This window comes from Streptomyces sp. NPDC057877 (assembly GCF_042796855.1).
Taxonomy (GTDB): domain Bacteria; phylum Actinomycetota; class Actinomycetes; order Streptomycetales; family Streptomycetaceae; genus Streptomyces.
The window spans coordinates 586,195-606,766 of record NZ_JBHVMS010000001.1 but is presented as its reverse complement, the minus strand read 5'-3'; the positions used below and the strand labels follow the sequence as shown (position 1 = coordinate 606,766).

Below are 20,572 nucleotides of genomic sequence, written 5' to 3'. Positions count from 1 at the left end.
GATGACCGATGACGTCACCGGCGCCCCGCGCGAGCAGGGCAGCCAGTGGTACGACAGCGAGGCCGGGCCCTTGGTCCGCCCCTACGCCATGACCGGCGGGCGGACCAGACCCGGCCCCACCGGAGTGCGGTTCGACCTGATCGCCCTGGTCACCCTCGACCCGGTCGCCTCCGGAGTCGACGACGACCCCGCCCTCGGACCGGAACACCGGGCCCTAGTCGACCTGTGCCGATCCGAGACCCAGTCGGTCGCCGAACTGGCCGCGGGCGCCGATCTCCCCGTGGGCGTCGTCCGCGTGCTCCTCGGCGACCTCATGGAACTCGGCCGCGTCACCGTCCACCGGCCGGTGCCGCCCGCCCAACTGCCCGACGAACGCATCCTGCGCGAAGTGATCGAAGGACTGCGGGCGCTGTAATGGAAGTTCTCCCTTGAGGCAGCGAACCGGAGCGGGACGGTCACACAAGGCAAAAGAGCGGTCCCAGCACTCCGGACGAGACCGCACTTGTCATGATGCCGACGCCGTGTCCCCTTCGCGCCGACGACCGCTGCCGGTACTCCCGAGAGAAGTGATCGATGGTCTCCGAGCACTCCGCCCAGACGGACGACGAGCCGACCGCCCTGGCGCTGAAGATCCTGGTCGCCGGTGGATTCGGCGTGGGCAAGACGACCCTGGTGGGCGCGGTCAGTGAGATCAGACCGCTGCGCACCGAGGAACTGCTCAGTGAAGCGGGCCAGTCGGTGGAGGACACCGACGGCGTGGACCAGAAGGTCACCACGACCGTGGCGATGGACTTCGGGCGCATCACCATCCGCTCCGGGCTCTCCCTCTACCTTTTCGGCACCCCGGGCCAGGACCGCTTCTGGTTCCTGTGGGACGAACTGGCTCAGGGCGCCCTCGGCGCCGTGGTGCTCGCCGACACCCGACGGCTGGAGGACTGCTTCCCCGCGGTCGACTACTTCGAGCACCGGCGCATTCCGTTCGTGGTCGCCGTCAACTGCTTCGCGGGGGCCCGCGGCTACGGCGCCCACGACGTCTGCCGCGCACTCGATCTCGACCCGGGCACCCCGGTCGTGCTCTGCGACGCCCGCGACCGGGACTCCGGCAAGGAGGTGCTGATCCGGCTCGTCGAGTACGCCGGGCGGATGCACACCGCCCGGCTGCTGAACTCCGTCGGCTGATCGGACACCCGCCTGCCGAAGGCGGTCAGACCGCCACGCCCTTCTCCGCCAGGACCTGGTCGATCGTGACGCGGACGAGGAGTTCACCGGCCTGGCCGTTACGGGCCCCGAACTCCCCGGCGCGCTCGTCGCCCATGTACCGCGCCCCGATCCGGGCGGCCCAGAGCCGGAGTGCGGCGTGATCCTCCGAGACATGGGCGCGGCCTCTCAGCACGACGTAGTCGAACGGCGGCCGGTCGTTGTCCACGCAGAGCGCGACCCGGCCGTCCCGGACCAGATTGCGCCCTTTCACGCTCCGCTTGGCCGTGTTGAACACCAGGTCGTCCCCGTCGAGCAGAAACCAGATCGGTGTCACATGCGGGCTCCCATCGGCCCGTACCGTGGACAGTTTGCCGGTGCGGGTCCCGTATGAGACGAAAGCCCGCCATTCCTCGTCGGTCATCTTCTGTGCCATGCCTCCCATCCTCCTTGCCCGCGGGCCGGTCCTGGGGAAGGCTGACGGAGAGATCCCCCCGACCAGGGGGAGACATCAGACGGGGTATCACACGGGGAGACCGGATCATGGCGCAGAACCAGGGACTCGGCTGGCTGCTGGACGACCTGACCGAACGCGTCGAGCATGTACGACACGCACTGGTGCTGTCCAACGACGGGCTGGTGACCGGGGCGAGCACCGGCTTACGCCGGGAGGACGCCGAGCACCTCGCCGCGGTCGCGTCCGGACTGCACAGCCTCGCCAAGGGGTCGGGACGCCACTTCGGCGCGGGCGGGGTACGCCAGACGATGATCGAGTTCGACGACGCGGTCCTGTTCGTCACCGCGGCGGGCAACGGCAGTTGCCTCTGCGTACTCAGCGGCGCGGATGCCGACATCGGCCAGATCGGCTACGAGATGACGCTGCTCGTCAACCGGGTGGGCGAGCATCTCGGCGTGGACGCCCGCCACCCCGAACGCACCCCCCTCACAGACCCCTGACCTGCAGGTTTGTCGCCTCCTTCAAAGTTATCCACAGGCTCGCCACGAGATCCGCGGAACCGGCTACGGTTTTTCCACGGCGAGCGCGCACGGCGCTGGCCGCCGACTCCACGGGGGAGACCGACCATGTCAGGCCACGCTGTCACCCAACCCGCCCAGCCCACCTGCGCGCCCAGCCGCGCCGCCCGTGAACTGGGACTGAAGGGAAGCGAGTTCGACCTCGCCGTACATCTTGGACGCATCCGCACCGCGCCCGACGACACCGGAGGCGGCCGACGCGTCACCCGCGCCGAACTGGAGCGGCTGCGCGAGGAGAAGGGCTTCCCGGAGGCGCTCCGCGAAAGCGTCCGCGCCGTGGGCACCACGGCGGGTGCCGCCCTCATGGAGATCTCGTCCGCGCGGTTCACCCGCCTCGCCCGGGCGGGCCTGCTGATTCCCGTCAAGTTCTACCTCAACCGCTACCGAGCCGTGGTCTGGCTGTATCTCGCCGACGAACTGCGGCAGTTCGTCGCCGGGAAGGAGAACTCCGCACTCCTGCACCAGCGCATGCCGCAGAGCATGCGGCGGCAACTGGACGAAGGGGTGGACCGACGGCCCCGGAACTGGCGGGGGCGGCACCTCGGGTTCCTGCTGCGGCAGGCCACCGACCCATGGCAGCGTGCCGGGGCCCTGGCTGCCTTCCTCGACCCCGTCCAGATCGCGGAGATCGTCAAGGACCCCTACGAGCGCGCCCATCTGCACCGCTTCCGGCCGGATCCGCCGTCCCACGGAGCGCCCGGCTCCCCGGCCGCACAGCTCGCCGAGCGGCTCATGACCGCGGACGACCCGGACGAGATCGCCTGGCTGCGGGCCGACCTGACCCAGACCCTGCGCGAGGCCCGCGGCCACCGTCCCGCCCCGCGTCCCGCACCGCGCGAGACACCCGCGGAGCCGGAACCCGAGGACCACACCCACGAGGACCGCGTGCCGGGGGAGCCGGAGCGGCCACGCGGTCTGCTGGCCCGGCTGCTGCGCAGAGGATCCCGGCCCCGGCCCTCCTGACGACCGGCTTGGCGTCCGGGCATCGACCGGGTGTGGCGCTCGGGCATCCCGTCACCGGCTCGGCGTACGGGCATCCCGTCCCGAAAGCGCCTTACAGAGCCCGAAGTCGCCTTACAGAGCCCGGAAAAGCCCTTCCTGCACGACGGACACCAGCAGACGCCCCTCGAGGTCGTAGATCCGACCCCGGGCGAGCCCTCGACCGCCGGTCGCGATCGGTGACTCCTGGTCGTAAAGGAACCACTCGTCCGCCCGGAAGGGCCGGTGGAACCACATGGCGTGGTCCAGCGACGCCATGTCGAACCCCCGCGGACCCCACAGGGGCTCGACCGGGATGCGCACGGCGTCCAGCAGGGTCATGTCGCTGGCGTAGGTCAGCGCGCAGGTGTGCACCAGCGGATCGTCGCCGAGCGGACTGACCGCGCGCATCCACACGGCACTGCGCGGGTCCGCGCCCTTGATCTCTGCCGCGGTCCAGCGCAGCCGGTCGACATAGCGGATGTCGAAGGGCTGACGGCGCGCCATCCGTTCCAACTGCTCGGGCAGCGCGCCCAGATGTTCCCGGATCTCCTCCACCACCGTGGGGAGCGTCTCCGGGTCGGGTACCTCGCGGGCGGGTGGCAGTTGGTGCTCGAAACTCCCTTGTTCAGGCTTGTGGAAGGAGGCGGTGAGATTGAAGATCGTGCGTCCCTGCTGCACGGCGGTGACCCGGCGGGTCGTGAAGGAGCGCCCGTCCCGGACCCGTTCGACCTGGTACACGATGGGCACGCCCGGCCGCCCCGGGCGCAGGAAGTACGCGTGCAGCGAGTGCACCGGCCGGTCGCCCTCGGTGGTGCGCCCGGCGGCGACCAGCGCCTGGCCCGCGACCTGGCCGCCGAAGACCCGTTGCAGCGACTCCTGGGGGCTGCGGCCCCGGAAGATGTTGACCTCGATCTGCTCCAGATCGAGCAGGTCGACGAGTCTCTCGGCCGGGTTCGTCATGGGTGCGTTTCTCCTGTGCTCAGAGCTGGCCGACGTCGGTGACGCGGACCACGGCGCGGCCCTCCGCGTCGGAGGCCGCGAGGTCGATCTCGGCGCTGATGCCCCAGTCGTGGTCGCCGTTCGGGTCGTCGAAGATCTGCCGGACGCGCCACAGCTCACTCTCCGGCACCTCCTCGATCAGCAGCAGCTTCGGGCCGCGCGCGTCGGGGCCGGTGCCGAGGTCTTCGTACTCGTCCCAGTACTTGTCCATCGCCTCGCCCCACGCCTCGGCGTCCCAGCCGGACTCCGCGTCCAGTTCGCCCAGTTCGTCGACCTGGTCGAGGGCGGCGAGTTCCACCCGGCGGAACATGGCGTTGCGGACCAGTACCCGGAAGGCGCGCGCGTTGGCGGTGACCGGCTTGACCTGGTCGGCCTTCTCCTGGGCCTCCTCGGCGGTCATCTCCTCGGGGTTGGCCAGCTGCTCCCACTCGTCCAGCAGCGAGGAGTCGACCTGGCGCACCATCTCGCCGAGCCAGGCGATGAGGTCCTCGAGGTCCTCGGACTTCAGGTCGTCGGGGATGTTGTGGTCAAGAGCCTTGTAGGCGCTGGCCAGGTAGCGCAGCACGATGCCCTCGGTGCGGGCCAGTTCGTAGAAGGACACCAGCTCCGTGAAGGACATGGCCCGTTCGTACATGTCGCGGACGACGGACTTCGGCGACAGCGGATGGTCACCGACCCAGGGGTGGCTCTTGCGGTAGGTGTTGTACGCGTGGAAGAGCAGCTCCTCCAGGGGCTTCGGGTAGGTGACGTCCTGGAGACGCTCCATGCGCTCCTCGTACTCGATGCCGTCCGCCTTCATCGCGGCCACCGCTTCGCCACGCGCCTTGTTCTGCTGGGCGACCAGGATCTGCCGTGGGTCGTCCAGCGTGGACTCCACGACGGACACCATGTCCAGGGCGTAGGACGGCGACTCGGGGTCGAGCAGTTCGAAGGCGGCCAGCGCGAACGTGGACAGCGGCTGGTTCAGCGCGAAGTCCTGCTGAAGGTCCACCGTGAGGCGGACGATGCGGCCCTCGGCGTCCGGCTCGTCGAGCTTCTCGACGATGCCGCCGTCAAGCAGCGAGCGGTAGATGGCGATCGCCCGCCGGATGTGCCGCAACTGCTGCTTGCGCGGTTCGTGATTGTCCTCCAGCAGATGCCGCATCGCCTCGAAGGCGTTGCCGGGGCGGGCGATCACGGACAGCAGCATCGTGTGCGTCACGCGGAAGCGGGACGTCAGCGGCTCCGGCTCGGAGGCGATGAGCTTCTCGAAGGTGTCCTCCGACCACGCCACAAAACCCTCGGGCGCCTTCTTGCGCACCACCTTGCGGCGCTTCTTCGGGTCGTCGCCCGCCTTGGCCAGCGCCTTCTCGTTCTCGATGACATGTTCCGGCGCCTGGGCGACGACGAAGCCCTCCGTGTCGAAGCCCGCCCGTCCGGCCCGGCCCGCGATCTGGTGGAACTCCCGCGCGCGCAGCGTGCGCACCCGGCTCCCGTCGTACTTGGTGAGTGCCGTGAACAGCACGGTCCGGATGGGGACGTTCACCCCCACGCCGAGGGTGTCCGTACCGCAGATCACCTTCAGCAGGCCCGCCTGCGCGAGCTTCTCCACCAGCCGCCGGTACTTGGGCAGCATCCCGGCGTGGTGCACACCGATGCCGTGCCGGACGTAACGGGAGAGGTTCCGGCCGAACTTGGTGGTGAAGCGGAAGTTGCCGATCAGCTCGGCGATCTGTTCCTTCTCCTCGCGCGAGCACATGTTGATGCTCATCAGCGCCTGCGCCCGCTCGACGGCCTGCGCCTGGGTGAAGTGCACGATGTACACGGGCGCCTGCCGCGTCTGGAGCAGCTCCGTCAGCGTCTCCGTGAGCGGGGTGCGCTTGTACTCGTACGACAGCGGCACGGGACGGGTCGCCGAGCGCACCACGGTGGTCGGGCGGCCGGTGCGCCGGGTGAGGTCCTTCTCGAACATCGAGACATCGCCGAGCGTGGCCGACATCAGGACGAACTGCGCCTGGGGCAGTTCGAGCAGCGGGATCTGCCAGGCCCAGCCACGGTCCGGCTCGGCGTAGAAGTGGAACTCGTCCATGACGACCTGGCCGACGTCCGCCTGCTTGCCGTCACGCAGCGCGATCGACGCGAGTACCTCGGCGGTGCAGCAGATCACCGGGGCGTCGGCGTTGACGGAGGCGTCACCGGTCAGCATGCCCACGTTCTCGGTGCCGAAGATCTTGCACAGCTCGAAGAACTTCTCCGACACGAGGGCCTTGATCGGCGCCGTGTAGAACGTGACGTCGTCCCGTGCCAGCTCGGCGAAGTGGGCACCCGCCGCGATCATGCTCTTGCCGGAGCCGGTGGGGGTCGACACGATCACATTCGCACCGGAGACGACCTCGATCAGCGCCTCCTCCTGGTGGGGGTAGAGCGTGAGACCGCGCTCCTGGGCCCACGACTCGAAGGCTTCGTACAGGGCGTCGGGGTCGGCGGTCGGCGGCAGCTGATCGATGAGGGTCACGCCCCCATCTTGCCTGGCGACCCACCCCGAACGGCAATCGGATACGGATACGAAGATCGCGAACGCTACGCTGTGTCGCCGACGCGGCGTCGAGGCGCACGGTCGAGCGAACAGCCGGGCAGGTCAACTGCACAGCGGAACACGAGGAATGGGGCGGGCAGCGGCGATGATGGGACCAGCACACTCACTTTCGGGCGCCGCGGCCTGGCTCGGCGTCGGTGCCGCCGCTGCCGCGGCCGGGCACACCATGCCCTGGCCGGTCCTCCTCGTCGGCGCCCTGATCTGCGCCGGTGCCGCCCTCGCCCCCGACCTCGACCACAAGGCAGCCACCATCTCGCGCGCCTTCGGTCCGCTGTCGCGCTGGCTGTGCGAGATCGTCGACAAGCTCTCCTACGCGGTCTACAAGGCCACCAGGAAGCAGGGCGACCCGCGCCGCTCCGGTGGGCACCGCACGCTGACGCACACCTGGCTGTGGGCGGTGCTGATCGGTGGGGGCACCTCGGCGCTGGCGATCACGGGCGGTCGCTGGGCGGTGCTGGCGATCCTCTTCGTGCACCTCGTGCTGGCCATCGAGGGCCTGCTGTGGCGGGCGACCCGCGGCGCCAGCAGCGACGTCCTGGTGTGGCTGCTGGCCGCGACGAGCGCGTGGCTCCTCGCCGGGGTGCTGGACAAGCCGGGCAACGGTTCGGACTGGCTGTTCGCGGAACCGGGCCAGCAGTACTTGTGGCTGGGGCTGCCGGTCGTCCTGGGCGCGCTGGTGCACGACATCGGGGACGCGCTGACGATATCGGGCTGCCCGATCCTGTGGCCGATCCCGGTGGGCCGCAAGCGCTGGTACCCGGTGGGCCCGCCGAAGGCGCTGCGCTTCCGGGCGGGCAGCTGGGTGGAGCTGAGGGTGCTGATGCCCGCGTTCATGGTGCTTGGGGGAGTGGGCGGCGCCGCCGCGCTCAACTTCATCTGAGCCACCGCCCGCCGGATGTTTCCGGGCATCCGCTCTCAGCTGGAGCCGGGCGCCCCCTGCCAGCTCGAGCCGGGCACCGGCTCTCAGCTGGAGCCGGGCACCGGCCCTCAGTCGGAGCCCTGAGGCACCTGCGACGCGCCCTCGCCGTAGCGCCGCTCGAACCGGGCGATGCGGCCCTCCGTGTCCACCGTGCGGGCCTTGCCGGTGTAGAAGGGGTGGCTCTCCGAGGAGATCTCCACGTCCACCACCGGGTAGGTCTCGCCGTCATCCCACTCGATGGTCTCGTCGCTGGTCGCGGTGGACCGGGTCAGGAAGGCGTAGCCCGCGGCCCGGTCCCGGAAGACGACGGGGCGGTAGTCGGGGTGCTTGTCCTGCTGCATGGGGGCTCCTGGTACGGCGATGGCAGGGAAGGAAGGCAAGGCGGGTGGCCCGGGAGGGCCGGGAAGACCGAGGACGGCCGTGCAGACACCCTCGTGTTCGCGGGGTCAGCCGGGCAGGGAGTCCTCGTCGACGATGTGCATCGCGGCCTCCTCGGCGGAGGCGGCAGCGCCGTCGATGCCGACGTCCGTGGCGACCAGCGCGCTCTCCTCGTCCTCGTGCGCCCCTTCGTCGGGGGCGACGAGGCGGCCGGAGCGGAAGGCACCGACCTCGTTGTCGATGAGTTCCCCGTCGGTACCCTCGCTGTCGCCGAGGCCGTCACCGTCGGGGGCGACAGTGTCCGGCAGCTCCTCGGCCAGCCGCTGGTCCAGCGTTTCGCCCCGCAGTCGTTCGGCAGCGGTCACACCGTCGTGCTCCACGGCCCACGGCCTCTCCGGCGGGGACCAGCCGCGGTCGAGGGGATCCTGGACACCGTCGTACTCGAGGGTGTCCTCCGCGTCGAGCACCCCCGTGTCCTCCCGTTGGTCGGACTGGTCGGGCTGGTAGACGTCGTCGCCCCATCCCTCGGTGCTGTTCACGGGTACCTCCAGGTGGTGCGGACGGACCGTTCCCACCGCGTACGGCGGAGGGTGGCCGGCGCGCCCGGGCGCAGGTGTCGACAGTCGCACGACCGCAGGGTTCGCGGGCGCTCCCCGAGCCGGCGCCGCTTTCCAGACTTCCACCCCTCAACACAACCGCGCAACGCCACGACGGCCGCCCGGCCGCACTTCCGCCCCGGGTGGCCACCTGGGGAGCGGGTCACCGACCGCCGAAGCGCCAGGGACGGGCTGGTCGTCGGCGCCTGCCCGCCATGGCATCGCGGGCAGCCGTCAGGAGGGCCGAACCCCGCCCGCCACCACGCCCCCCGTCACCGGTCACCCATGCCAGGACCGCCAGAGCGCCGCGTACGCCCCATCCGCGGTGACGAGGTCGTCATGGCTGCCGAGTTCGCTGATGCGGCCGTTCTCGACCACGGCGATGACGTCGGCGTCATGGGCGGTGTGCAGACGGTGGGCGATGGCTATGACCGTGCGGCCGTCGAGGACGCGGGCCAGCGACCGCTCCAGATGGCGGGCCGCGCGCGGGTCGAGCAGCGAGGTCGCCTCGTCGAGGACCAGCGTGTGCGGGTCCGCCAGCACCAGCCGGGCCAGGGCGATCTGCTGGGCCTGCGCCGGGGTCAGGGCGAAGCCGCCCGAGCCGACCTCGGTGTCCAGGCCGTCGTCCAGGGCCCGGGCCCAGTCGTCCGCGTCGACGGCGCCCAGCGCCGCCCACAGCTCGGCGTCACCGGCGTCCGCGCGGGCCAGCCGGAGGTTGTCGCGCAGGGAGCCCACGAAGACGTGGTGCTCCTGGTTGACCAGGGCCACATGGGAGCGGACCCGCTCGGCGGGCATCCGGGACAGCTCGGCGCCGCCGAGGGTGATCCGGCCGTCGCGGGGCGCGTAGATCCCGGCGAGCAGCCTGCCCAGGGTGGACTTGCCCGCCCCCGAGGGGCCGACCAGCGCCAGCCGGGTGCCGGGGGCCACGTCGAGGGAGACCTCGCGCAGCACGTCGACGCCCTCGCGGTAGCCGAAGCGCACCCCGTCGGCGTGCACGTCACGCCCCTCGGGGGCGAGCGAGGCGTCACCGTCGGCGGGCTCGATGTCCCGGACGCCGACCAGCCGGGCCAGCGACACCTGCGCCACCTGAAGCTCGTCGTACCAGCGCAGGATCAGCCCCACGGGGTCGACGAGCATCTGCGCGATCAGCGCGCCGGTCGTCAGCTGACCGACGCCGATCCACCCCTCGAGGACGAAGACACCGCCGATCATCAGGACCGAGGCCAGCACCGTCACATGCGTGACGTTGATGACCGGGAAGAGCACCGAGCGCAGCCAGAGCGTGTAGCGCTCCCAGGCCGTCCACTCCCGGATCCGCTGGTCCGACATTTCGATACGGCGGTCACCGAGCCGGTGCGCCTCGACGGTGCGACCGGCGTCCACGGTCTCGGCGAGCGCGGCGGCGACGGCCGCGTACCCGGCGGCCTCCGAGCGGTAGGCGGACGGCGCCCGGCGGAAGTACCAGCGACAGCCGACCACCAGCAGCGGCACGGCGAGCAGCACGGCCGCCCCGAGCGGCGGCGCGGTCACGACCAGCCCGCCGAGCAGCAGCGCCGCCCACACCACACCGATCGCCAGCTGCGGCACGGCCTCGCGCATCGCGTTGGCGAGCCGGTCGATGTCGGTGGTGATCCGGGACAGCAGATCACCCGTCCCGGCCCGCTCCAGGACGCCCGGCGGCAGCCCGACCGAGCGGATGAGGAAGTCCTCGCGCAGATCGGCCAGCATCCGCTCGCCGAGCATCGCACCGCGCAGCCGCACCTCGCGCACGAACGCGGCCTGCACGAGCAGCGCCACCACGAACAGCGTGGCGGTCAGCCCGAGCCGCAGATCCTCGGTACCGTCGGACACCCGCTCGACCAGGCCGCCCAGCAGCCAGGGCCCGGCCATCGAGGCCACCACGGCGACCGTGTTGACGGCGACGAGCAGCAGGAACGCGCGCCGGTGGCGTTGGAAGAGTTCGGCCACGTAGGCGCGTACGGTCGTGGGGGCGCCGACGGGCAGCGTGTGTGCCGTCGTCGGGGCCGCCGGGTCGTAGGCCGGTGGCGCCACGCCGATCATGCGGTCTCCTCGATCTCTTCCAGCTCGTCAAGTTCCAGGTCGTCCAGTTCCTGCCGCGCGCCCGCGCCGCCCCGCGCGCCCGCGCCATGCGCACTCGCTCCACCATGCGCACTCGCTCCACCACGCGCACTCGCTCCATCACGCGCACCGGCTCCAGCAGGCGCACCCGCGCCACCACGCGCGACCTTCGCGCCCACATCCGAGAGCGCCGCCTCCTCGTCCGTCTCACGCGTCACCACCGCCCGGTACCGGGGCTCGCTGTGCATCAGCTCCCGGTGCGGGCCGACCGCGGCGACCTCGCCCTCGTACACGAGGACGACCCGGTCCGCGCGGTCCAGCACCAGCGGCGAGGAGGTGAAGACGACGGTCGTACGGCCCGTGCGCAGCTCGCGGAGGCCCTTGGCGATCCGTGCCTCGGTGTGGGAGTCGACGGCGGAGGTCGGCTCGTCGAGCACCAGCACCTCCGGGTCGGTGATCAGCGACCGGGCCAGCGCCAGCCGCTGGCGCTGGCCGCCGGACAGCGACCGTCCGCGTTCGGTGATCCGGGCGTCCAGCGGGTCCTCGGCGTCGAGCGACCCCTCGACCAGTGCGGCCAGTACGTCCCCGCACTGCGCCGCCGCCAGTGCCTCCTTCGCGCCGACGGCGCCGGACGCGGGCACGTCGAGCAGTTCCCGCAGGGTTCCGGAGAGCAGCACGGGGTCCTTGTCCTGGACGAGGACGGCGGTCCGCGCGGAGTCCAGCGGGAGTTCGTCGAGCGGTACGCCGCCCAGCAGGACCGACTGTCCCGGCTCCGCCGGATGCCCGCCGAGCCGTTCCGCCAGCCGCCCCGCCGCGTCCGGGTCGCCGCACACCACCGCGGTGAGCCGTCCCTGGGGCGCGAGGAGACCGCTGGCGGGGTCGTACAGCTCCCCGCTCGGCAGCTCGGCCGCGCGGGACCCGCCCTCGTCCATGGCCCGCTCCAGCGACAGCACCCGGGCGGCCCGCTTGGCGGAAGGCCGGGAGAAGGAGTACGCCATGGCGATCTCCTCGAAGTGCCGCAGCGGATAGGTGAGGATCATGACGGAGCTGTAGACGGTGACGAGTTCGCCCACGGTGATCCGGCCCTGCCGGGCCAGGTGGACGCCGTACCAGACGACCGCGATCAGCAGCAGCCCCGGCAGGAGCACCTGGATCGCGGAGATCAGGGACCACATGCGGGCGCTGCGCACGGCGGCGTGGCGGACTTCCTGGGAGGCGCGGCGGTAGCGGTCGAGGAAGAGTTCCTCGCCGCCGATGCCGCGCAGGACGCGCAGTCCGGCGACGGTGTCCGAGGCCAGTTCGGTGGCGCGGCCCGCCTTCTCCCGTTGGAAGTCGGCACGCCGGGTGGCGCGCGGCAGCAGCGGCAGCACGGCGAGCGCCAGCACCGGCAGTCCCACGGCGACGACCACGCCGAGGGCAGGCTGGTAGACGACCAGCGCGGCGCAGACGACCACGATCGTCACCGCCGCCGCGGTGAACCGGGAGATGGCCTCCACGAACCAGCCGATCTTCTCGACGTCGCCGGTGGAGACGGCGACGACCTCACCGGCCGCGACCCGTCGGGTCAGCGCGGAGCCCAACTGCGCGGCCTTGCGGGCCAGCAGTTGCTGGACGCGGGCGGCGGCGGTGATCCAGTTGGTGACGGCGGCGCGGTGCAGGAAGGTGTCGCCGATGGCGTTGCCCGCGCAGGCCAGCGCCATCAGGCCGCCCGCGAGGGCGAGCCGTTCGCCGGAGCGGTCGACGACTGCCTGGACGGCCAGACCGACGCAGAAGGGCAGGGAGGAGACGGACAGGAAGTGCAACAGGCCCCAGGCCAGGGACTTCAGCTGACCGCGCAGCTGGTTGCGGCCCAGCCACCACAGGAATCGAGGCCCAGAACGTGCGTCCGGCACACCAGGGTCGGGATAGGGAAGGTCTTGGATCTGCATGACGTCCCAGTGGCTCGAGTCAGGGGTGAACGGGTACGAGGCGGCGCGCGCCCGACGGCACGCGGCGGTCGCAAACCGTGCAAGGTTCGCTCCGTGGAGTGCTCAATGGCAAACGGTTTTCTACGACATCGCACAGAACCGGCTGCCACGGAATCGGCTCCCGCACGGAACCGGCTGCCACGGAATCGGCTCCCGCACGGAACCGGCTGCCACGGAGGCAACTCCCGCACGGAACCGGCTGCCACGGAGGCAACTCCCGCCGGAACCTCCGCATCGCTCCCCAGCGCGCAACCGCACCCCCACCCCCACCCCCACCCTCGCCCTCGCCCTCGCCCCCACCCCCACGGAACGTTTCAGCAACGCGGCACAGCCGCCCCGTCCACCAGCGTGTCCAGCAACCCGCCCAGCACCAACCGCTGTTCCTCCGTCAGCGGCGCCAGGATCTCCTCCGCGGCCGACCGCCGTGCGGCGCGCAGTTCGCGCAGGGCGCGGTGGCCCTCCTCGGTCACCTCGATCCGGATCACCCGGCGGTTGGCGGGATCCGGCACCCGTCGCACCCTCCCGCTCGCCTCCAGCGCGTCGACCAGCGTCGTCACGGCGCGCGGCACCACCTCGAGGCGGGTGGCGAGGTCCGCCATCCGCGGTGGCGACCCGAAGTGCGCGAGGGTGCGCAGCAGCCGGGACTGGGCCGGGGTGATCCCCAGCTCGCGCTGTTCCAGATGGCGCTTCTGGATGCGGTGCACACGGCGGGTCAGCCGCAGCAACTGCTCGGCGAGCAGGCCCTCGGAGCCCTCGGGGCCATCAGAGCCGTCGAAGCCATCGGACGCGGGGTGGGTCATGCGGGAACAATATCAGGACGACGTTCATTGTGAGCATAGGTAACAATGAGCTACGATCCGTCAAGCGCCGCCCGGCGCCGTCTCACTCACCGTAGGAGCCCATGCATCCCGACCATGACCCCCACTGGAAACCGTCCCCCGAGGCCGAGGCCCAGCCCCGGCAGTGGCGCCGGATCCTGAGCCTCTTCCGTCCCTACCGCGGCCGACTCGCGGTCGTCGGCCTGCTGGTCGGCGCCTCGTCGCTGGTCTCGGTGGCCACGCCGTTCCTGCTCAAGGCGATCCTCGACGTCGCGATCCCCGAGGGCCGCACCGGCCTGCTCACCCTGCTCGCCCTCGGCATGATCGTCGGCGCCGTCCTGACCAGCGTCTTCGGCGTGCTCCAGACGCTGATCTCCACGACGGTCGGCCAGCGTGTGATGCACGACCTGCGCACCGCCGTCTACGGCCGCCTCCAGCGCATGTCGCTGGCCTTCTTCACCCGCACCCGCACCGGCGAGGTCCAGTCCCGCATCGCCAACGACATCGGCGGTATGCAGGCCACCGTCACCTCCACCGCCACCTCGCTGGTCGCCAACTTCACCAGCGTGGTCGCCACGATCCTCGCGATGCTCGCCCTCGACTGGCGGCTGACCGTGGTCTCCCTGCTCCTGCTCCCGGTGTTCGTGTGGATCAGCCGCCGGGTCGGCAACGAACGCCGGAAGATCACCACCCAGCGGCAGAAGCAGATGGCCGCGATGGCGGCGACGGTCACCGAGTCCCTGTCCGTGAGCGGCATCCTGCTCGGCCGCACCATGGGCCGCTCCGACTCCCTCACCCGCGCCTTCTCCGACGAGTCCGAACGCCTGGTCGACCTCGAGGTGCGGTCGAACATGGCGGGCCGCTGGCGGATGGCGGTCATCACGATCGTCATGGCGGCGATGCCCGCCGTCATCTACTGGACCGCGGGCTTCGCCCTGCACTTCGGCGGCCCGGCGGTCTCCGTCGGCACGATCGTCGCCTTCGTCTCCCTCCAGCAGGGCCTGTTCCGCCCGGCGGTCAGTTTGCTCGGCACCGGAGTCCAGATCCAGGCCTCGCTCGCCCTCTTCCAGCGCATCTTCGAGTACCTCGACCTGCCGATAGACATCACCGAGCGCGAGCGACCCACCCACCTTGACCGCGTCAAGGGCGAGGTCCGCTTCGAGAACGTCGAGTTCCGCTACGACGCCGAGGGCACCCCCGTCCTCGACGGCATCGACGTCACCGTGCCCGCGGGCGGCAGCCTCGCGATCGTCGGCCCGACCGGCGCGGGCAAGTCCACGCTGGGCTATCTGGTGCCGCGGCTGTACGACGTGACGGGCGGCCGGGTCACCATCGACGGCGTCGACGTGCGCGACCTCGACTTCGACACCCTCGCCCGCGCGGTCGGCGTCGTCTCGCAGGAGACGTACCTCTTCCACGCCACGGTCGCCGAGAACCTGCGCTTCGCCAAGCCCGACGCCACCGACGAGGAACTGCGCACGGCGGCGCGGGCGGCGCAGATCCACGACCACATCGCGTCGCTCCCCGACGGCTACGACACGGTCGTGGGCGAACGCGGCCACCGGTTCTCCGGCGGCGAGAAGCAGCGGCTGGCCATCGCCCGCACCATCCTGCGCGATCCGCCGGTGCTCCTCCTGGACGAGGCGACCAGCGCGCTGGACACCCGTACCGAGCACGCCGTACAGGACGCGATCGACGCGCTCTCGGCCAACCGCACCACGCTCACCATCGCGCACCGCCTGTCCACCATCCGAAGCGCCGACCAGATCGTGGTCCTCGACGCGGGACAGGCCGTGGAACGGGGTACGCACGACGAACTGCTGGGACTGGACGGGCGGTATGCGTCGCTGGTCCGCCGGGACGCCCGACTGGAGCCGACAAGCTCGACAAACTGACGATATGCCGGGTTTGTGAGGATATGCGGGCTACCGTGCCCGCATGCAGATGAACACTCCGCCACGGAGCACGAGGACCACGGGGGCCACGAGGACCGCGAAGGGCGCGGGAACCACGAGGGCCACGAGGACCGAGGGCACCACGATCCGACTGACGCGCCGGGGCCGTATCGCCCTCATCGCGACCGGAGCCGTCGTGGCCGGCACCGCCGTGGCGGTGCCGCTGCTGACCCTGGCCGGGGACGAGGAGAAGAAGCCCACCACCCTGGTGATCCCGGAGGGCTGGCGCGCGACACAGGTGTACGCCGCCGTCGACAGGGCCCTGGAACTGCCCCCGGGCACCACCAGGAAGTCCCTGGACAAGGCCCGCCTGAAGCTGCCCAACGACGCCGAGGGCAACCCGGAGGGCTACCTCTACCCGGCGACGTATCCCCTCCAGGAGCGGTCGACTCCCGAGCAGTTGCTGTCACTGATGGTCGACACCGCCAACAAGAAGTTCAACGGCGCCCCGATCGCCGCCGGTGCGCAACGCAACGCCATGAACGTCTACCAGGCCGTCACCATCGCCAGCGTCGTCCAGGCCGAGGCCGCCACCAAGGAGGACATGGGGAAGGTGGCCCGGGTCGTCTTCAACCGGCTGGAACGCGGCATGCCGCTCCAGATGGACTCCACCCTCAACTACGCGCTGAACCGTTCCTCCCTGAACACCACGGTGAGCGACACCCGGATGGACAGCCCCTACAACTCGTACCAGCGCATGGGCCTGCCCCCCACGCCGATCGACAACCCGGGCGAGGACGCGGTGCGTGCCGCGATCAACCCGACGCCGGGGGACTGGCTGTACTTCGTCACCGTCAAGCCCGGCGACACCCGCTTCACCGCCGACTACGCCGAGCACCAGCGCAATGTCGCCGAGTTCAACGCCCGGCAGAAGGGCGAGCGGGCCGCGCAGCGGTGACCGGGCGGGGCATCACACGGTGACCGGTTCCCCCGCCAGCAGCCGCCGGATGTCCCGTACGGCCGCCCGGCCCGCCCGGTTGGCGCCGATGGTGCTCGCCGAGGGGCCGTAGCCGACCAGATGGATCCGCGGATCGGCGACGACGCGGGTGCCCTCGACCCGGATGCCGCCACCCGGCTCGCGCAGCCGCAACGGCGCCAGATGGTCGACGGCGGCGCGGAACCCGGTCGCCCACAGAATGACGTCGGCGCTCACATGGCGCCCGTCGTTCCACTCCACCCCGTCCGGGACGATCCGGTCGAACATCGGCTGCCGGTCCAGCACGCCGCTCGCCAGCCCCTCCCGGATCGCGTCGTTGAGCGGCAGCCCGGTCACCGACACGACGCTCCTCGGTGGCAGCCCCTGCCGCACCCGCTCCTCCACCAGCGCGACCGCCGCCCGCCCCGCGTCCTCGTCGAAGGGGCCTTCGCGGAACTCCGGCGGACGCCGGGTCACCCAGGTGGTGGCCGCCGCGTACGGGGCGATCTCCAGCAGATGCTGTGTCCCGGACGCGCCGCCGCCCACCACGACCACCCGCTGCCCGGCGAACGCCTCCGGCCCCGGATACAGCGCGGTGTGCAACTGCCGCCCGCGGAAGGTCTCCTGCCCCGGATAGCGCGGCCAGAACGGCCGCTCCCAGGTGCCGGTCGCACTGATCAGCGCCCGCGTCGCCCAGTCCCCGGCCGAGGTCTCGACGAGCAGCCGCCCGTCGGCGCCCTCCCGTACGGCCCGTACGTCGACCGGCCGCCGTACCCGTAGATCGAAAGTGCGCTCGTACGCCGCGAAGTACTCGCTGATGACCTCCGCCGAGGGGCGCGCGGCATCGGCGCCGGTCAGCTCCATCCCGGGCAGCGCGTGCATCCCGTGCACCTTGCCGTACGTCAGCGAGGGCCACCGGAACCGCCAGGCGCCGCCGGGGCCGGGGGAGTGGTCGAGGGTCACGAAGTCACGGTCCGGCTCGAAGCCGGTGCGCCGCAGGTGGTAGGCGGCGGACAGCCCGGCCTGACCGGCGCCGATGACCACGACCTCGACCTCACGCGCACCCATATCGTTCACGCTTCTACTAACTACCCGGCCCTCGGGGATCTTCCCGCCCCGGCCGCCGCTCCCCTCCGTGACCCGTCACATGCGCCAGGATGGAAGCCATGTCAGACGCGTTCACGACCCGAATCCTGCACATCACCTCCGGTTCCGGCGAAACCGTGGTCGACCTCACCCGGGACTGCGAGACCTTCCTCCGCGAGGCCGCCGCGGGCCGGGACGGCCTCCTCAACGTCTTCGTCCCGCACGCCACGGCCGGTGTCGCGATCATCGAGACGGGCGCGGGCAGCGACGACGACCTCCTCGCCGCCCTGCACACCCTCCTCCCCGCCGACGACCGCTGGCAGCACCGCCACGGCAGCCCCGGCCACGGCCGCGACCACGTCCTCCCCGCCTTCGTCCCACCCCACGCGACCCTCCCCGTCGTGGGCGGCCGACTGGAACTGGGCACGTGGCAGTCGGTGTGTCTGGTCGACACGAACAAGGACAACCCCGACCGTCAGGTGCGGCTGTCGTTCCTCGGGTAGGTCCGAGGCGAACAGCGGTGCGGACGCCGTCCGCGTCCTCGACGGGGCCCTCACCGCGTCCCAGGTGCGGTCGTCCGCCTCCCTGTACTGAGGGCGGGGCGGACGCGACGCCGGACGACGGCCCGGGGCTCAGTCGTCCGGCACCCGGAAGTTCAGGTTCGAGAACGACTGCCCCTGGAACACCGGCCCGTGCTGTGTGCCGCCCGTGATGGAGTTGTGCACGGTGCCGGTGTTCGCGTCCGGGGCGAACTCGGCCAGCAGGAGGCGGAGTTCGTCGGCCACGCCGGGATCCTGCTCCAGCAGGCGGCGCAGCCGGAGTCGGAGCAGCGCCCGTACGTCGGCGGTCAGGTCCGCCTCGTCGGGCGCCCCGGCCGCCGCGACCAGGGCGGCGCGGGACTCCTCGAGTTCGGTGTCCGCCCCACTGTCCGCGTCGTCGCCGCGGGCGAAGAGGCGGACCAGACGCTGTTTCACCTGCCCCCACCCCTCGGTGACCATGAGGCTCACCACCGTCGTCGCCCCGGCACCGACGAGCGTCGCCAACTCCGGTTCCATAGCGCCCCTTCGCACTCCGCGTCCTGGGAGGAGGACTCAGGACCCGGCCGACGTCCGTCCCGTCAGGACACTTTCGCAGCTTCTCCGCTCGGGCGTCACCACCCGGACTCCGATCCCGGCCAACCGCCTCCCCGCCTCGGAGGGCCGTACCGGCGGATCAGGAACCAACCCCCGGCACCGGGCGATCCGCTCCGGCGAAGGTCAGAAGAAGCGCGAGCTGGCCACCGGCCCGGTAGACCGCAGCCCGGCCCGGTCGCCGCGCAGCCAGTTGCCGCGGACGGCCGTGACGAACGCGGCGAAGGTCTCGTCGGGGTCGGCCGGGGCCGAGTCGTCGCCCGTCTCCGGCGCCGGGTCCGCCCGCACGATCTCCTCGGCGATCACCGCCTCTGGACGGTCGTCGGCCGGACCGCGTTCCAGGCCGCCGTCGGCGCCCTGACGCAGTTGCTCGCCCCAGGGGGCCACGACCGCCTGGTGCAGCAGCGTGACGCTGTCGGCCGTCACGGCCGGGGCGTCGGTCCAGCAGCTCGCGTGCTCGTGCAGTACCTGCCCGGTGGCGCGGCCGAACAACTGGTCGACGACCGCTGGGTGCTCGGCGGCGAGGTCGTTCAGGTCGTAGGCGACGACCACCGTGTCCTCGCGCCCGGCGGCGAACGGCTCGGCCGGGAGCCCGAGCACCTCCGCGGCGGCCAGCCCCAGGATCCGGCTGCCGCGGTCCGGCAGCAGCGACACCGACCGTGGCCGCACCTCCGCTGCCTCCAGCAGCACCCTCAGCCGCAGCAAACCCCGCAGGCACTGGCCGGGTGTGTCCTGGAGGAAGGCGTAGCGGCCGGTCATCCCGGCGTCGTACCCGTGCGGGGAGAGGGTGCCGAGGACGGTGCCGCCGATCACGTACTGCCAGCCGCGCAGATCGCCCGCGTCCAGCGGGCTCGCGGGCGCGGCGGCCGTGGCGCGCTCCAGCATGCGGCGCTGCCGGTCCCGCGCGGGCAGCCACTGCGGGTCGTCGGGTTCGGACAGCAGCCCGTGCTGGCGGTGGGCCAGGGTGAGGTCGCCCGCCATGACGGCGTTGTAGGCCAGCAGATAGCGGTCCGGCCAGTCGGCGAGGGTGCCCTCGTGCCGCGTGAGCAGCTCGACCGCCTCGCGATGGCGGCCCTCGTCCTCGTACGCCGACACCAGTTCCCGTACGACGACCAGCGCGTCCGGGTTGTGCCGCAGGACCTCCCGCAGCGCGGGGACCGCGAGGTGGGACAGGCCGCGCTCCACGCACGCGTACCCGAAGTCGTAGAGCGCCTGGGCCTGCGCCGGGTGGGCCGCGAGTGCGGTGGCGGCCTGCCGCAGGTCGTCGAAGCCCGCGGTCTGTGCCGCCCGCCCGACCACCAGGGCCACCTCACCGAGCGGCAGGCCGTCCGGGGCCGTCCGCAACTGCCGCAGGGCGCCCAGGACGTCTCCGGCGTCCAGCAGCTCCCAGGCCTGGACGAGTTCGGGGGACCGGGGCCGACGATTCTTCCGCGAGAACATGCCCGCGATCATGAGCGATCGCGGCACCCGCGCTCAACACATTTGTTCGACGGTCGCGGGTGCAAGAAACCGGCTCAGCGACCGCCCTGCTCCGCGCGCTCGGCGTTCCGCTGCTTGATGCGGGCCGCCTCCTTGCGCACCTCGGCCTGGGTGGCGCGCTCCTTCTCCAGCCACTCGGGCCGCTCCGCCTTCAGCGCCTCGATCTGCTCGGTGGTCAGCGCCTCGGTCACCCCGCCGCGCGCCAGCCCGGCGATGGAGACACCGAGCTTCGCCGCGACCACGGGACGCGGGTGCGGGCCGGTCCGTCGCAGTTCCCGCAGCCACTCGGGCGGCTCGGCCTGGAGCTGGTTCAGCTCGGCGCGCGAGACGGTCCCCTCCTGGAACTCGGCGGGGGTGGCGGGGAGGTACACACCCAGCTTCTTCGCCGCGGTCGCGGGCTTCATCGTCTGGGTGCTCTGGTGCGACTTCATGGTGTCCAGACTATCCGCCGGACGGCCCGCC

At 71.6% G+C, this 20,572-nt stretch carries 20 protein-coding genes; 8 read left to right on the top strand and 12 right to left on the bottom strand.

The annotated features are described in order from the left end of the window. Nucleotide 1 precedes the first annotated feature (1 nt). On the top strand, nucleotides 2-415 hold the full coding sequence (locus ACFVQG_RS02640) for a DUF742 domain-containing protein (RefSeq protein WP_383375986.1): 414 nt from the start codon (nucleotides 2-4) through the stop codon (nucleotides 413-415). A gap of 158 nt (nucleotides 416-573) precedes the next feature. Next, nucleotides 574-1,179 (top strand): ATP/GTP-binding protein, encoded by a 606-nt coding sequence (locus ACFVQG_RS02635; protein ID WP_383375984.1) that lies wholly within the window; start codon nucleotides 574-576, stop codon nucleotides 1,177-1,179. Nucleotides 1,180-1,204: 25 nt separating this feature from the next. Here ACFVQG_RS02635 and ACFVQG_RS02630 read toward each other — a convergent pair whose 3' ends face one another. After that, on the bottom strand, nucleotides 1,205-1,633 hold the full coding sequence (locus ACFVQG_RS02630) for a PPOX class F420-dependent oxidoreductase (protein WP_383375982.1): 429 nt from the start codon (nucleotides 1,631-1,633) through the stop codon (nucleotides 1,205-1,207). Nucleotides 1,634-1,740: 107 nt separating this feature from the next. Between ACFVQG_RS02630 and ACFVQG_RS02625 the strand changes: the two genes are divergently transcribed. Then, the gene (locus tag ACFVQG_RS02625; RefSeq protein ID WP_383375980.1) at nucleotides 1,741-2,154 is read left to right on the top strand and encodes a roadblock/LC7 domain-containing protein; all 414 of its coding nucleotides are present in this window, start codon (nucleotides 1,741-1,743) and stop codon (nucleotides 2,152-2,154) included. Between the two features lie 126 nt (nucleotides 2,155-2,280). Continuing rightward, a complete protein-coding gene (locus tag ACFVQG_RS02620; protein ID WP_383375977.1) occupies nucleotides 2,281-3,195 on the top strand; it encodes a DUF6397 family protein in 915 nt (304 codons plus the stop codon). Nucleotides 3,196-3,306: 111 nt separating this feature from the next. On the opposite strand, the gene ACFVQG_RS02615 is transcribed toward ACFVQG_RS02620, so the two are convergent. Further along, nucleotides 3,307-4,173, bottom strand: coding sequence for an acyl-CoA thioesterase (locus ACFVQG_RS02615; RefSeq protein ID WP_383375975.1), 867 nt, complete (start codon nucleotides 4,171-4,173; stop codon nucleotides 3,307-3,309). Nucleotides 4,174-4,192: 19 nt separating this feature from the next. Next, nucleotides 4,193-6,706, bottom strand: coding sequence for a DEAD/DEAH box helicase (locus tag ACFVQG_RS02610; RefSeq protein WP_383375973.1), 2,514 nt, complete (start codon nucleotides 6,704-6,706; stop codon nucleotides 4,193-4,195). A gap of 166 nt (nucleotides 6,707-6,872) precedes the next feature. Between ACFVQG_RS02610 and ACFVQG_RS02605 the strand changes: the two genes are divergently transcribed. After that, nucleotides 6,873-7,667 (top strand): metal-dependent hydrolase, encoded by a 795-nt coding sequence (locus ACFVQG_RS02605; protein WP_383375971.1) that lies wholly within the window; start codon nucleotides 6,873-6,875, stop codon nucleotides 7,665-7,667. A gap of 107 nt (nucleotides 7,668-7,774) precedes the next feature. Here the strand turns inward: ACFVQG_RS02605 and ACFVQG_RS02600 are convergent, their stop codons facing one another. The 5 genes from ACFVQG_RS02600 to ACFVQG_RS02580 all read right to left on the bottom strand — a co-directional run bounded on the left by ACFVQG_RS02600 (nucleotide 7,775) and on the right by ACFVQG_RS02580 (nucleotide 13,526). Next, nucleotides 7,775-8,047: a type B 50S ribosomal protein L31 gene (locus tag ACFVQG_RS02600; protein WP_383375969.1), complete on the bottom strand. Its 273-nt coding sequence runs from the start codon at nucleotides 8,045-8,047 to the stop codon at nucleotides 7,775-7,777. Between the two features lie 105 nt (nucleotides 8,048-8,152). Further along, a complete protein-coding gene (locus tag ACFVQG_RS02595; RefSeq protein ID WP_383375966.1) occupies nucleotides 8,153-8,623 on the bottom strand; it encodes a DUF5709 domain-containing protein in 471 nt (156 codons plus the stop codon). A 336-nt stretch (nucleotides 8,624-8,959) separates the two neighbouring features. Beyond that, complete coding sequence (locus ACFVQG_RS02590; RefSeq protein ID WP_383375963.1) at nucleotides 8,960-10,741, bottom strand: ABC transporter ATP-binding protein; 1,782 nt, start codon at nucleotides 10,739-10,741, stop codon at nucleotides 8,960-8,962. Next, nucleotides 10,738-12,687, bottom strand: a complete 1,950-nt coding sequence (locus ACFVQG_RS02585) for an ABC transporter ATP-binding protein (RefSeq protein WP_383375961.1) — start codon at nucleotides 12,685-12,687, stop codon at nucleotides 10,738-10,740. Before ACFVQG_RS02585 ends, ACFVQG_RS02590 begins: the two co-directional genes overlap by 4 nt. 353 nt (nucleotides 12,688-13,040) lie before the next feature. Beyond that, on the bottom strand, nucleotides 13,041-13,526 hold the full coding sequence (locus ACFVQG_RS02580) for a MarR family winged helix-turn-helix transcriptional regulator (RefSeq protein WP_383375959.1): 486 nt from the start codon (nucleotides 13,524-13,526) through the stop codon (nucleotides 13,041-13,043). Between the two features lie 101 nt (nucleotides 13,527-13,627). On the opposite strand from ACFVQG_RS02580, the gene ACFVQG_RS02575 reads away from it, so the two are divergent. Together ACFVQG_RS02575 and mltG are read left to right on the top strand one after the other, a co-directional pair. Next, complete coding sequence (locus ACFVQG_RS02575) at nucleotides 13,628-15,439, top strand: ABC transporter ATP-binding protein (protein ID WP_383375956.1); 1,812 nt, start codon at nucleotides 13,628-13,630, stop codon at nucleotides 15,437-15,439. 43 nt (nucleotides 15,440-15,482) lie between these two features. Next, entirely contained in the window at nucleotides 15,483-16,397 is a 915-nt protein-coding gene (gene mltG, locus ACFVQG_RS02570; RefSeq protein WP_383375954.1) for an endolytic transglycosylase MltG, read from the top strand. A gap of 12 nt (nucleotides 16,398-16,409) precedes the next feature. On the opposite strand, the gene ACFVQG_RS02565 is transcribed toward mltG, so the two are convergent. Next, complete coding sequence (locus ACFVQG_RS02565) at nucleotides 16,410-17,483, bottom strand: NAD(P)-binding domain-containing protein (protein WP_383375952.1); 1,074 nt, start codon at nucleotides 17,481-17,483, stop codon at nucleotides 16,410-16,412. Nucleotides 17,484-17,581: 98 nt separating this feature from the next. Between ACFVQG_RS02565 and ACFVQG_RS02560 the strand changes: the two genes are divergently transcribed. Next, nucleotides 17,582-18,004, top strand: coding sequence for a YjbQ family protein (locus ACFVQG_RS02560; protein WP_383375950.1), 423 nt, complete (start codon nucleotides 17,582-17,584; stop codon nucleotides 18,002-18,004). Between the two features lie 129 nt (nucleotides 18,005-18,133). On the opposite strand, the gene ACFVQG_RS02555 is transcribed toward ACFVQG_RS02560, so the two are convergent. The 3 genes from ACFVQG_RS02555 to ACFVQG_RS02545 all read right to left on the bottom strand — a co-directional run bounded on the left by ACFVQG_RS02555 (nucleotide 18,134) and on the right by ACFVQG_RS02545 (nucleotide 20,541). Further along, complete coding sequence (locus ACFVQG_RS02555) at nucleotides 18,134-18,556, bottom strand: hypothetical protein (protein WP_383375948.1); 423 nt, start codon at nucleotides 18,554-18,556, stop codon at nucleotides 18,134-18,136. Nucleotides 18,557-18,757: 201 nt separating this feature from the next. Further along, a complete protein-coding gene (locus ACFVQG_RS02550; RefSeq protein ID WP_383375946.1) occupies nucleotides 18,758-20,071 on the bottom strand; it encodes a hypothetical protein in 1,314 nt (437 codons plus the stop codon). Between the two features lie 74 nt (nucleotides 20,072-20,145). Further along, complete coding sequence (locus tag ACFVQG_RS02545; protein ID WP_383375944.1) at nucleotides 20,146-20,541, bottom strand: DUF5997 family protein; 396 nt, start codon at nucleotides 20,539-20,541, stop codon at nucleotides 20,146-20,148. Nucleotides 20,542-20,572: the final 31 nt, after the last annotated feature.